Annotated in this window: 14 protein-coding genes; 12 read left to right on the forward strand and 2 right to left on the reverse strand. The window is 36.6% G+C overall.

The features are described from left to right. The first annotated feature begins 26 nt into the window (after positions 1-26). The 8 genes from hxlA (at position 27) to C7J88_RS08430 (ending at position 6,741) form a co-directional block, all read left to right on the forward strand. A complete protein-coding gene (gene hxlA / locus C7J88_RS08395; protein WP_095115286.1) occupies positions 27-662 on the forward strand; it encodes a 3-hexulose-6-phosphate synthase in 636 nt (211 codons plus the stop codon). 4 nt (positions 663-666) lie between these two features. Further along, positions 667-1,212: a 6-phospho-3-hexuloisomerase gene (hxlB, locus tag C7J88_RS08400; RefSeq protein WP_229709396.1), complete on the forward strand. Its 546-nt coding sequence runs from the start codon at positions 667-669 to the stop codon at positions 1,210-1,212. A 110-nt stretch (positions 1,213-1,322) separates the two neighbouring features. Beyond that, positions 1,323-2,681 carry an AMP-binding protein gene (locus C7J88_RS08405; RefSeq protein ID WP_095115288.1) on the forward strand — a complete coding sequence of 453 codons (1,359 nt, stop codon included), beginning with the start codon at positions 1,323-1,325 and terminating at the stop codon, positions 2,679-2,681. Further along, positions 2,678-3,838 (forward strand): thiolase family protein, encoded by a 1,161-nt coding sequence (locus C7J88_RS08410; protein ID WP_095115290.1) that lies wholly within the window; start codon positions 2,678-2,680, stop codon positions 3,836-3,838. The genes C7J88_RS08405 and C7J88_RS08410 overlap by 4 nt, the downstream gene beginning before the upstream one ends. Continuing rightward, positions 3,792-4,148: a hypothetical protein gene (locus C7J88_RS08415; protein WP_095115292.1), complete on the forward strand. Its 357-nt coding sequence runs from the start codon at positions 3,792-3,794 to the stop codon at positions 4,146-4,148. The genes C7J88_RS08410 and C7J88_RS08415 overlap by 47 nt, the downstream gene beginning before the upstream one ends. After that, on the forward strand, positions 4,148-4,405 hold the full coding sequence (locus C7J88_RS08420; RefSeq protein WP_095115294.1) for a hypothetical protein: 258 nt from the start codon (positions 4,148-4,150) through the stop codon (positions 4,403-4,405). The genes C7J88_RS08415 and C7J88_RS08420 overlap by 1 nt, the downstream gene beginning before the upstream one ends. A gap of 443 nt (positions 4,406-4,848) precedes the next feature. Next, a complete protein-coding gene (locus C7J88_RS08425; RefSeq protein ID WP_159031414.1) occupies positions 4,849-5,310 on the forward strand; it encodes a hypothetical protein in 462 nt (153 codons plus the stop codon). A gap of 165 nt (positions 5,311-5,475) precedes the next feature. Then, positions 5,476-6,741, forward strand: a complete 1,266-nt coding sequence (locus tag C7J88_RS08430; RefSeq protein WP_159031415.1) for a DUF1958 domain-containing protein — start codon at positions 5,476-5,478, stop codon at positions 6,739-6,741. Between the two features lie 201 nt (positions 6,742-6,942). Here the strand turns inward: C7J88_RS08430 and thiD are convergent, their stop codons facing one another. After that, on the reverse strand, positions 6,943-7,773 hold the full coding sequence (gene thiD, locus C7J88_RS08435) for a bifunctional hydroxymethylpyrimidine kinase/phosphomethylpyrimidine kinase (protein ID WP_095115300.1): 831 nt from the start codon (positions 7,771-7,773) through the stop codon (positions 6,943-6,945). 155 nt (positions 7,774-7,928) lie between these two features. Between thiD and C7J88_RS08440 the strand changes: the two genes are divergently transcribed. From C7J88_RS08440 to C7J88_RS08455, 4 genes are all read left to right on the forward strand, one after another. Continuing rightward, positions 7,929-8,585: a uracil-DNA glycosylase gene (locus C7J88_RS08440; RefSeq protein ID WP_095115301.1), complete on the forward strand. Its 657-nt coding sequence runs from the start codon at positions 7,929-7,931 to the stop codon at positions 8,583-8,585. Between the two features lie 4 nt (positions 8,586-8,589). Next, the gene (locus tag C7J88_RS08445; protein WP_095115303.1) at positions 8,590-8,910 is read left to right on the forward strand and encodes a DUF5327 family protein; all 321 of its coding nucleotides are present in this window, start codon (positions 8,590-8,592) and stop codon (positions 8,908-8,910) included. A 14-nt stretch (positions 8,911-8,924) separates the two neighbouring features. Next, positions 8,925-9,287: a DUF423 domain-containing protein gene (locus C7J88_RS08450; protein ID WP_095115305.1), complete on the forward strand. Its 363-nt coding sequence runs from the start codon at positions 8,925-8,927 to the stop codon at positions 9,285-9,287. Positions 9,288-9,595: 308 nt separating this feature from the next. Further along, positions 9,596-11,047 (forward strand): APC family permease, encoded by a 1,452-nt coding sequence (locus C7J88_RS08455; protein WP_095115307.1) that lies wholly within the window; start codon positions 9,596-9,598, stop codon positions 11,045-11,047. A 171-nt stretch (positions 11,048-11,218) separates the two neighbouring features. Here C7J88_RS08455 and C7J88_RS08460 read toward each other — a convergent pair whose 3' ends face one another. Continuing rightward, positions 11,219-12,256, reverse strand: coding sequence for an acyl-CoA/acyl-ACP dehydrogenase (locus C7J88_RS08460; RefSeq protein WP_095115309.1), 1,038 nt, complete (start codon positions 12,254-12,256; stop codon positions 11,219-11,221). Position 12,257 lies beyond the last annotated feature (1 nt).

Raw genomic sequence — 12,257 nt, forward strand, 5'->3', positions numbered from 1 at the left:
ATCTAATGTAGGAGTTGAGTAGAACGATGGAATTACAATTAGCGATTGATTTATTAAATAAAGAAGAAGCAGCAAAATTAGCTGAACAAGTGGCAGATTATGTGGATATTGTCGAAATCGGTACACCAATTGTAATCAATGAAGGGCTACCAGCAGTACAACATTTGAAAGATAACGTGAAAGATGAAGAAGTTAAGGTTCTCGCAGACCTTAAAATTATGGATGCGGCAGATTATGAAGTGAGTCAAGCTGTGAAGTTTGGTGCAGATGTCGTCACAATTTTAGGTGTTGCTGAAGATGCATCTATTAAGAATGCAGTCGCAGAATCGCATAAACATGGCAAAGAATTATTAGTAGACTTAATTGCGGTACAAGATTTAGAACAACGTGCCAAAGAAATAGATGAGATGGGTGCAGATTATATTGCTGTGCATACTGGTTATGACTTGCAAGCTGAAGGGCAATCCCCATTAGAAAGCTTGCGTCGTGTGAAATCTGTGATTAACAATGCAAAAGTAGCAGTAGCTGGTGGTATTAAACCAGATACAATTAAAGAAGTTGCTGCTGAAAATCCAGACCTAATCATTGTAGGTGGTGGCATTGCGAATGCAGATGACCCTCGTGAAGCAGCAAAACAATGTCGTGAAGCGATTGAAGGGTGATTCAATGTTTAATCGCAACTATCAATTAATATTGGATGAACTGTCACAAACATTGAAGCAAGTAGATACAGAAGCGACAGATCGTTTTGTAAAACAAATTTTGCAAGCAGATAAAGTTTTCGTATCGGGTAAAGGTCGCTCTGGCTTTGTAGCAAACAGCTTTGCGATGCGTTTGAATCAGCTAGGCCAACAAGCGTATGTAGTAGGCGAAACAACAACACCTTCAATTAAAGAAGGGGATTGCTTGATCATTGTATCTGGTTCAGGTTCAACAACGCATTTGCAATTGCTTGCAGATAAAGCCGTTGCAGTAGGTGCGCATGTCTTACTATTATCAACTGTAATGGACAGTCCAATTGGTCAATTAGCTGATACAACAGTTGTGTTACCGGCGAGTACGAAACATCGTGCAGAAGGTTCTCAACAACCACTAGGTAGTTTATTTGAACAGAGTGCACAAGTGTTATTAGATAGTCTTGTCTTAGATATGCAGGAACGGTTAGACATTAGCGAAGAAACCATGCAGGAAAATCATGCGAATTTAGAATAAATCATGCAGGAGCCATTGGAAGCGACTTTGTCGTAACCGGTGGCTTTTTATATTGCCTTTGAACATTATGATAGAATATAAGAAAATGTGTTCAAAGAAGTGAGTATCGAATGGAATTATTAAAACGTATTGCCTATTATGCAGAGCATCAGCCATATGAAGTTGCACTTTATATTAATCAAACAGCAGTCACGTATGAAGCGTTATGGAGACGTGTTCAACAAGCGGCATCATTGTTACCAGTTGAATGTCATGCGTGTGGTGTAGCTGTTTCCTTTAATAATATAGAGAAGTTTATTATATCCTACCTTTCACTATTGTATAAGGGAGGCGTCCCTTGTGTTATGGATCCGCATTGGACGAAACAACGTCGTGAAGCATTATATGAAAAATATACATTTTCTTATATTTGGGATGATAATGGTTTAAGATCGACCGATTATCAAGGGGTACGGCATGATAGAGATAATCTACTACACATTGGATTTACATCGGGAACAACGGGCTTACCGAATGCATTTTATCGTGATGAACCATCCTGGATTGCATCATTTCTAGAAAATGAATCGTTATTATTAGAATCTGATATTCAACAAATGCCAGTGATGGTTGCTTTAGGACCTTACGCACATTCGTTGACATTATATGTGCTCATATATGCATTGTTTTATGGTCGCACATTTATCGGGCAAGATGACTATGATGTGGAACAATGCCAATACGCAATACAACAGTTTTGTCGACCAAGCTGCCTTTTTCTCGTACCGACTATGGTTCATGATTGGTTGCATCAATCATCATTGAATGACTTAAAAACATATCTGTTTGTATCCGGAGATAAATTGTCTGTAAAACTGCATCATCAGTTAAAAACGAAATTCCCGGCAATGACGATTTATGAGTTTTTTGGAACGTCCGAAGCAAGCTTTATTAGTGTGAATGAAGATCAAATGGCACCACTTCAATCAGTCGGTCGATTATTTCCAAGTGTTGAAGTGCGTATTGATGATCAAGATGCGCAAGGTATAGGGAAACTATACGTTAGAAGTCCTATGACGTTTTCTGGTTATATGGGTGAACCCGTACCTAAATGGATAGAAACAGGGGATTATGCATCGATTAAAGAAGATATTTTATATTTACATGGTCGCACTCAAGACCGCATGATTATTGGTGGCAAAAATATTTCTCCTTATACAATTGAGCAAACACTTAAAATGATTCAAGGGATTGATGAAGTGGTGATCATATCTCAGACACATCAAAAGTTTGGCGAACTTGCATTGGGACTTTATGAAGGTGATCGTCAACTTACATATCGAGAGATACGTCGTCAATTAGAAAGAGAATTATCACGCTACGAATTTCCTTCCAAATTGATTTGTGTGCCCAAATTACCACGTACAGCAAGTGGGAAGATTTCAAGACGTGCAGCACAACTTTTATGTGAACAGGGGGCTTGGCAATGAGTGAAGCGGTGATTGTTGCAGCAAAACGCACACCAATTGGTCGTTATGGTGGTAAATTACAGAAGTTAGAACCAGAGGATTTGGTGAAACCATTGATTCAGCACTTTCAAGAGACTTTATCTGTCGATTGGCAACAACTTGATGATGTTATCCTAGGAAATATTGTTGGGAATGGTGGTAATGTCGCAAGAAAAAGTTTATTGGAAGCGGGACTTGATATATCTATACCAGGAGTGACTGTCGATCGTCAATGTGGGTCTGGACTTGAAGCGATTCACTATGCGTGTCGAATGGTTGAAGCAGGCACAGGACATTTTTATATCGCAGGTGGTGTGGAAAGTACCAGTCGAGCACCATGGAAGATGGAACGTCCGACGTCACTCTATGAAAATGAACCACCGCAGTTTTATGAAAGGGCTTCTTTTGCACCTGAAGGACAAGATCCAACAATGATTGAAGCGGCTGATAATGTTGCACGTGTCTATGACATATCTCGTGAAGACCAAGATCAGTTTGCGTATGATAGTTATGCGAAGACAGTGCAGGCATATGACACAGGATATTTCGCTGAAGAAATGTTACCACTTAAAATAAATGGTGACTGGATGACACAAGATGAAGGGGTGCGGCGCAACGTTCGCCTTAATCTATTGGCACGACTAAAACCCATTTACTCAAATGGGACAGTGACAGTAGGAAATTGTTGCTCGAAAAATGATGGTGCAGCGTTAGTTGTTGTGATGTCAAAGGAATATGCATTGTCATTAGGGATAACAGAAGGCTTAAAGTTTATCGATTATGCGATTAAAGGTGTAGATCCCAACATACTAGGAATTGGTCCTGTCCCAGCTGTATCTCATTTGTTGGACAAACATCATTTACATATTACAGATATTGATGCGGTAGAGTTGAATGAAGCTTTTGCAGCCCAAGTACTTGCCTCACAGCGTGCGTTGAATATTAAGGCATCACAGTTAAATCAGTACGGTGGTGCCATTGCGATTGGCCACCCGTATAGTGCGAGTGGAGCTATTTTAGTGACACGGTTATTCCATATGAAAAAGCAACGACTGACGCTTGCTACGATGGGCATTGGAGGAGGAATGGGAAATGCCGCATTATTCGAACGTTGGACACACGGAAACACGATACATTAAAGTCGACCAAACCACTTTACATGCGTATCAAACACTATTTGATATACCACTAAGCCAAGAAATTCCCTTACTCTTTTTTGCTCGTTATTGGTGTGATTTTACGCTTTTCCAATCATTTATAGAGACAGAAATAATGTTAGTTGAAACGGTATTAAAAGAGGCGGAAAAACTCTTCTGTTATGAAACGATTAAAGCCTCATTAACATACAAATCTGTGCAACAAGTTAAAAATTTTGAGCAATTTCAGTTTGAACTTGTATTAAACGACAACAATGTCATTCAACAAACTTTTATACGGAGGGACAGTTAATGAAGTTTTCGGCAGACGCTGTGGCACAATATTTGAAAATAGTCAGAGATGACAACCCGATACATGATCACGTTGTGCCAGGTCAAATGATTGTGCAAAAAGTATTACAGGACTATGGTATGCAAAATATGACTTGTAACGTACGCTATAAGCAGCCCGTGTATATCAATGAGCCATTAAACGTGTATCAAGAGAGTTGCAGCTTTGTTGTGAAGAACGAGCAAGGCGTAGTGAAAGTGAAAATGATAGTAGTGTGACGTTAGCAAAATTGAATTTTAGAGAAGGTAATTGTAGTGTGTTAAAAAGTTGTATTTTATATTGATTAATAGTGACTGCTTATGAATTGTGTATGACAGATAAGAAGCATAACTGTTAACAAAAACCACCGAAAAATACAATTAGGCATGAAATAGGGTGAGTTAAGAATGATTTAACATGACATGAAAAAGATAAGATATCGTGTAGTTAACAAAATCTCATTATGATTGATGAAACATTTTCTAATATTGATAAAGAAAGTGTAGATATATTCTTAGTACAAATTGAGAACTTGAGTGAACAGAACAACACATGCATTATTATAACGTCTCATAATAATGTGCTAAGATCGTATCTCGTCACATATACAGAAATAAATTTATAATTGAAGGTGGATCATATTATGAAAATATTAAAAAAAATACTTCTTATTATTATTATTATGATACCTTATTTAGTTTCATCAATCATGTTATTTTACACTTATACTGCTAATCAATCAAATTTACAAAAACAGGTGGAAATATTTCAACAATCATTAAGTATGACAGAAACACAAATGCATTTCTTTACAGCTATCATTGTGTTACTTTCCAATATTTTAGTATTTATCTTTACTTTCTTTTTAATTAAGTTATTGCTTCTAATATTTGATAGAAACAAAGAAAGTAAAAATGAAGATTTATTTTTTGCATTGGTGCTTGGTTACACTGCTGCAAATATGACATCATTAATATTAAATGATTGGTTCCGTATTTCATTTAGTATCTTCATGAACTATATACCTATTATAGACCTTATCACATTTACATCACTGTATTATTTCTTTAGTAAATCTAAAAAGTTTACTGTTATTGTTTTTGTTATTAAAACAATTATCATTTTAACAATTATCATTTTATAATAAGGGGAAGGGCCTTGACACATTTTTTAGAATGTACGAGGTCTTTTTGCATGCTTTTAGAAAACATAAGTAATCTCATAATTCAATAAACCAGTGTTGATATTGACGGTTAATTGACGTATTCTTGATTTATTGACTATGTACGGAGTTAAGGAGCAACAGGGTATGAGGACTAAGTTTTTAAAAGTAATGATGGTTTTTACGATGTTACAGTTGTTATTGGTTGGAACTGTTGAAGCAGAAACGTCACCGTATGAAATTGCTAAAAAGCATGAACCACAAGCGTCGAAGGACTATCAACCTGAATCGGCAATGACAACAACGCAGACGGGACAAATATTGTATGATTTTAATGGGGAACAGACACTTTATCCTGCTTCAGTTGTAAAGATGATGACATTTTACTTAGTATATGATGCAATTGATAAAGGTGAGTTGAACCTTTCTGATAATGTGAAGATTACCGCAGAGCATCAAGGTGTAGCCCAATTACCAAATGTTTCAACACATCCAATCATTGCAGGACAAACATTCACAATAGAAGAATTATTGCAACAAGCGATTATGGTATCAAGTAACGCCGCGACGATGGTATTGGCAGAAAAAGTATCAGGTGATACGTCTACATTTACACAACAAATGAATGACAAAGCACGAGCGTTTAACATGAAAGATACATATTTTACAAATCCAACTGGCTTGGACAATGCATGGTTGCATCAATATGCACCCCAAGGATTTACTGATGTGGGAAAACCGACATCATCTGCGTATGATTTATCGATATTGGCAACACGTCTTGTGAATGATCATCCAGAAATTCTCGACATCACGAAACAACGAATGCTCAATCAAGAAGGTGGCATGCAAAGGACGACAAATTATTCATTGCCAGGTGAAGCAAATGGCATGTCAGGTGTGGATGGCTTAAAAACAGGAACAAGTGATGAAGCTTATCATTTTATGATGACAGCAAAACAACAGCATTTAAGACTTCAAACAGCTGTATTGCATGTTGCACCGTTTAATGACAACAATGCAAAACATGCACGTCATATTATTGCTAATGGTGTGACACAAGAGATGTTTGACCAATATACGTATAAGAAAGTTTTATCAAAAGGTGAGCATCGCATTCATGACAAGAAGTATGAAGTGAAGCAGGACTTATACGATGTCGTACCTAAAAAAATGAAATTCTCTGACAAGAACTTCAAAATAGATGAAGAAAAAAGACGTATTTCATTAAAATATGAACGTCAATTTTTAGAAGGATATCAAGCGCCTAGCGTAAAAATTGAAAAAAAGGGGATTGAATGGTTTGGTGATAAACCAAGCATACCTTTAATGATTGGTGTGGGGCTGTTTTTAATTGTTTTATTAACATCGTTTACAGTGTGGAAAATCAAAAAGCGTAGTAAGTTCAATTAACCAGTCTATTGTACAAGAGATGATACCTGTTTCAATGTTGTTCTATGGTTTGATATTAAACCAGCATAAATGATCTTTATTATGATAGGAATGGCACTATATGTAGTAGTTGGTATCTCTAATCGTTATCAAAATTGTACAGAAATATAAAATAAATAAACGCCATGTGGTTACGATAACCCATGGCGTTTTGACTTGTTATTAAATTTCAGTCACTTCAACGTTAATTTTTTCAATACGGTTGTAAGCACCGTGATCAACCGGACCGACAAAGTCGTTCATTTTCCAACCGTTTTTGATTGCTGAAGCAACAAACGCTTTAGCATTTACGACGGCTTCTTTTGGTGATTGACCATTCGCAAGGTTGGCAGTTGTTGCTGCTGCGAATGTACAACCAGCTCCGTGGTTATAACTTTGTTGGAACATGTCTGTTGTTAGTTGATAGAATGTTTGACCATCGTAGTATAAGTCATAAGATTTTTCTTGATCGAGCGCTTTACCACCTTTGATGACAACATGTTGTGCGCCTTGTTCATGGATGATTTGGGCTGCTTTTTTCATATCTTCCATAGATTTTAATGTTCCTAATTTTGAAAGCTGACCTGCTTCAAAAAGATTTGGTGTTACAACTGTTGCTTTTGGTAATAAATATTGAATCATTGCTTCTGTGTTACCCGGATTTAATACTTCATCTTCCCCTTTACATACCATAACAGGGTCTACAACGAAAAATTGTGCGCCAGACTCATCAAATGCTTCGCCTGCACGTTTGATAATTTCTTCAGTTCCTAGCATACCTGTTTTAACAGCATCTGGACCAATGCTAATAGCTGTTGCAAGCTGTTTATTAAAGACCTCGAATGGAATTGGTGAAACATCATGTGACCATGTTTCTTTATCCATTGTTACGATTGCAGCAAGTGCTACCATACCATATGTGTCGAGTTCTTGGAATGTTTTAAGATCGGCTTGCATGCCTGCGCCTGCACTTGTATCTGACCCTGCGATTGTTAATACTTTTTTTAATGCCATATTATAGCCACTCCCTTAATTAACTTCTATTTCAAATGCGAATTCTTACTTAAATACTATCATATCATGGTCGTTTCTGGCTGCAAATATTTCAAACGATGTCATCAACGTTCTTCTATAAAATTTATGTTAAAATGTGGAATGAGGTGAATACGATGGAATGGTCTACTATTTTTCATGACATTACATCTAAGCATGATTTTCAAAAGATGCATGATTTTTTAGAAAATGAATATGCAACAAATGTCATTTATCCTGCACGTGAAAATATTTATCAAGCATTTGATTTAACACCATTTGATCAAGTGAAGGTCGTTATTTTAGGACAAGATCCGTATCATGGCCCGAATCAAGCACATGGTTTGGCTTTCTCTGTTCAACCAAATGCGAAGATGCCACCGTCCTTACGCAATATGTATCAAGAGTTGGCAGATGATATCGGATGTCAAAGAACGTCACCGCATCTACAAGATTGGGCGAGAGAAGGTGTATTGCTGCTTAACACTGTTTTAACGGTACGCCAGGGACAGGCGCATTCTCATCGTGATATCGGCTGGGAAACATTTACGAATGAAGTTATTCAAGCTATTTCAACACATAAATCAGATGTGGTCTTTATCCTTTGGGGGAGACCAGCGCAACAAAAAGAACATCTGATTGATAGAACAAAGCACCATATTATTAAGGCGCCACACCCGAGTCCTTTATCAGCATATCGTGGTTTTTTTGGTTCAAAACCTTATTCGCAAGCTAACGCTTATCTGACAGAGCGAGGGATTGAACCCATTCAGTGGTGTGAAAGAAAGGAGTAACAACATGCAAAGAGAGAAGCTCATTCAATTATTAGAGCATGAGTTAATGCAAGCGGATCAAGCAACAACAGATACTGCATTTGATAAACATATATACGCAATTCATACATTAACATCTTTATATACAGATCAAGAAACACCTAAAGTAACATCAAGTATTTCGGCAACAACGCATACGCCTGTCACATCAACGAAAGTGTCAGATGAAGAAATTCGTTTGATGGGTGGACGTGTCACAGAATCAAGCGTGACTTCGAAAACAACGGATAATCGCTTAGTAACAGATGACGAGATTGGTAATGGTGAATCTATTTTTGACTTCTAAGGAGGGAGTAGACGATGAAAATATTTATTATTTTAGGAGCACTTAACGCAATGATGGCAGTAGGTACAGGTGCGTTTGGAGCGCATATGTTAGATGGAAAGCTTTCTGAACATTATATGTCTGTTTGGGAGAAGGCTACAATGTATCAAATGTATCATGGGTTAGGCTTGATATTGATTGGCATTATAGGTGGCGCATTCGACTTGAATGTCAGTTGGGCAGGATGGTTGATGTTCTTCGGTATTGTGTTCTTTAGTGGTTCATTGTATATCTTAGCAACAACACAAATAAGCGTGCTAGGTGCGATAACACCAATCGGTGGCGTATTATTTATTGTTGGTTGGATTATGCTCATTATTGCATCTTTTAAAATATAAGGGTGATGTATGATGGAAGCCATTTTTAATTTTTTAAGTCATATTTTTAGTGCACTTGCTTCGGTATTATGGAAAAGAAATGAAGATGATTCTAAAGAAGATGAATCATAATTTGTATAGGTTAACTTTAGAGAAAAGACGCCATGTAATGTGGGGTCTTTTTTGTATTTCACATGACAAATTTTACTTACAGGAAAAAACTTTTGATTAGTTTATGCTTTTAATGTATGATTAATTGCTCAAATACTTAAAAATCGTTATTTACAATTAATCTAGGGTATATAGGATATTAGAGGTGAAATATATTTATGGCAAAGAAAAATAAAAAGCCAGATCGAGGCGATTTGCAACAAAATTTGTCTGAGAAGTTTGTATGGGCAATTGCATACGGCTCTTGTATCGGCTGGGGTTCTTTTATTCTGCCGGGGGATTGGATTCAAACTTCAGGACCAATCGCAGCATCTATCGGTATTTTTATTGGGGCGTTACTAATGATGATTATCGCTGTGAGCTATGGTGCACTGGTTGAACGTTTTCCAGTTTCTGGTGGCGCATTTGCATTCAGCTTTTTAGGATTTGGACGATATGTGAGTTTCTTTTCATCATGGTTTTTAACATTTGGTTATGTTTGTGTCGTTGCATTGAACGCAACAGCATTTAGCTTGTTGATTAAGTTTTTAGTACCAGATGTGATTGAAATCGGTAAGTTATATACAATCGCTGGCTGGGATGTCTATATTACAGAAATTATTATTGCATCCGTATTACTTCTTGTGTTCATGGTGATTACGATATATGGAGCGAGTGTTTCCGGATCACTGCAATTTTATTTCTGTATCGCAATGGTTATCGTTGTTGTCTTGATGTTTGTTAGTTCATTTTTTGGCTCAAGTTTTTCATTAGACAATTTGAAACCATATCACGGACCAACATACGACTGGTTCCCGGCGATTATTATGATTGTTTCAGTCGCACCATGGGCTTACGTCGGATTTGATAACATTCCACAAACGGCTGAAGAGTTTAACTTTTCCCCGAACAAAACGTTTAAATTAATCGTATATAGTTTACTCGCAGCAGCCGTCACATATGTAATGATGATTTTATACACAGGTTGGCTGACATCAGAGAATGATAGTCTTTGGACAACAGGTGCTGTGACACGTGAAGCTTTTGGTAATATTGGTTTAGGTGTCCTTGCGATTGCTATTATCATGGGGATTTTTACAGGACTAAACGGCTTTTTATTGAGTGCAAGTCGTTTACTCTTCTCAATGGGGCGTTCAGGAATTATGCCAACTGTTTTTAGTAAGTTACATCCACGTTATAAAACACCATATGTAGCAATCATCTTCTTAGTAGCTTTAACGCTGATTGCACCGTGGTTAGGTCGTACGGCTTTAACATGGATTGTTGATATGTCATCAACAGGTGTGTCAATTGCTTATTTTGTCACTTGTTTATCAGCGGCAAAATTGTTTAGTTATGACAAAAATAGCACGACATACGGTCCAGTTTATAAAACATTTGCGATTATTGGTGCAGTGATTTCATTTATATTCTTAGCACTACTATTACTACCAATCTCACCAGCATCATTATCTTTACCATCGCATATTGCGTTAGGTTTTTGGACGTTATTAGGACTGGTATTCTTCTTTATTCGTTTGCCGAAACTTCGTCGCATGGATAAAGATGAATTATCACAATTGATTCTAGATACACGTAAAAAAGATGTCGAAAAAATGTTAGATGAATAGATAAATATGAAACATCCAGCTATATGATTCTAAAAATGAATCGTATAACTGGATGTTTATTTGTTTACACGATGAATTTCAAATCTGGTAAGCGTTTATAAGGTAAATACAAAACAAGGATAAGCTATGTTATAGAAGATATTGAACGATATTTTATGATGCCTAACTATCTTAGTCTACTTTTAATTCTTCTTGTAGTTTACCTAGATGTCTTAACGTCGGTGTTAATGCCGCAAAGAAAAAGCCTTCTTTCAATTTACGTGCTTGTGGTGATTGATAGCCATATGCTTTTGAGCCACCATTCACCATTGATGCTTGATTTATATCAAGCAACAAATAGCCAGCGGCTTTTTTAAGCGCAATCAGTGTTTCAAAGTGACGCTGTAATACCTCTTGATCTAATACTTCATAGAAATGTTGTCTGATTTTGTTGTATTGACTTTCAAATGCTTGCACATCATATTCTAAATATTGATTAATGCCGTTTTGTGCATGAGAGAATTGGTGAATTAAATCAAGCGATGAACGAATTGCACCTAATGCGATTGGAATCTGTAATGCGACAAATTGTGGTCGTATTTGTGTGGCAAATGCCTTTGCATTGTGTGTAATAATGTGTTCTGTTGGTATTTGGACGTCATGCATTTCAATTGAAAATGTTGCCGAACCATTAACACCTAAAAAGTTAGACATTTCCTTCATTATGATACCTGTTTGGTTGGCTTGAACAATAAACATGATAAGTTCGTCGGATGATGCACTCTTAGAGATTGCACCAAAATAATGATCAGACTCAATATTACTAATTGCGGGTAATCTACCATTCACAATGAGCTGTTGATTGTCATCATAATGATGCGATAGATTGAATGTTTCCAAATCATTAAATGATTTCATTGGATTCGATAACCCAGTTGCCCCTAAAATTTCACCTGATAATAATTGCTGTTGTAAATATTGATTAAAGTAGGGCGCTTCTGCATTTTTTAAGTAAGTAGAGAACGCCAATTGACACCATAAGCAGAATCCAGTAGTCAAACAAGATTCGGAAACCTTTTCTATAATTTCTGAGTTACCTTTGATGTCATCTTCTTTGAAATAGCCTTCTTTAAATAAAGTGCTAATAAAATCTTTTGGATAATAGGAACCTTCATCAATTTTTATTAAATAGGGCTTTAGTTTATCTTCAATATGTGTGTTTAAACGCATA

It is taken from the genome of Staphylococcus muscae, assembly GCF_003019275.1.
In the GTDB taxonomy this organism is placed as follows: Bacteria; Bacillota; Bacilli; order Staphylococcales; family Staphylococcaceae; genus Staphylococcus; species Staphylococcus muscae.

Excerpts from the sequence above, each read along its gene's own strand:
- C7J88_RS08410 (WP_095115290.1), top strand. The coding sequence starts at position 2,678 with ATGAGTGAAGCGGTGATTGTTGCAGCAAAACGCACACCAATTGGTCGT.
- C7J88_RS08405 (WP_095115288.1), top strand. The coding sequence starts at position 1,323 with ATGGAATTATTAAAACGTATTGCCTATTATGCAGAGCATCAGCCATAT.
- C7J88_RS08440 (WP_095115301.1), top strand. The coding sequence starts at position 7,929 with ATGGAATGGTCTACTATTTTTCATGACATTACATCTAAGCATGATTTT.
- C7J88_RS08430 (WP_159031415.1), top strand. The coding sequence starts at position 5,476 with ATGAGGACTAAGTTTTTAAAAGTAATGATGGTTTTTACGATGTTACAG.
- C7J88_RS08415 (WP_095115292.1), top strand. The coding sequence starts at position 3,792 with ATGCCGCATTATTCGAACGTTGGACACACGGAAACACGATACATTAAA.
- C7J88_RS08450 (WP_095115305.1), top strand. The coding sequence starts at position 8,925 with ATGAAAATATTTATTATTTTAGGAGCACTTAACGCAATGATGGCAGTA.
- thiD (WP_095115300.1), bottom strand. The coding sequence starts at position 7,773 with ATGGCATTAAAAAAAGTATTAACAATCGCAGGGTCAGATACAAGTGCA.
- hxlA (WP_095115286.1), top strand. The coding sequence starts at position 27 with ATGGAATTACAATTAGCGATTGATTTATTAAATAAAGAAGAAGCAGCA.
- C7J88_RS08420 (WP_095115294.1), top strand. The coding sequence starts at position 4,148 with ATGAAGTTTTCGGCAGACGCTGTGGCACAATATTTGAAAATAGTCAGA.
- hxlB (WP_229709396.1), top strand. The coding sequence starts at position 667 with ATGTTTAATCGCAACTATCAATTAATATTGGATGAACTGTCACAAACA.
- C7J88_RS08445 (WP_095115303.1), top strand. The coding sequence starts at position 8,590 with ATGCAAAGAGAGAAGCTCATTCAATTATTAGAGCATGAGTTAATGCAA.
- C7J88_RS08460 (WP_095115309.1), bottom strand. The coding sequence starts at position 12,256 with ATGCGTTTAAACACACATATTGAAGATAAACTAAAGCCCTATTTAATA.
- C7J88_RS08455 (WP_095115307.1), top strand. The coding sequence starts at position 9,596 with ATGGCAAAGAAAAATAAAAAGCCAGATCGAGGCGATTTGCAACAAAAT.
- C7J88_RS08425 (WP_159031414.1), top strand. The coding sequence starts at position 4,849 with ATGATACCTTATTTAGTTTCATCAATCATGTTATTTTACACTTATACT.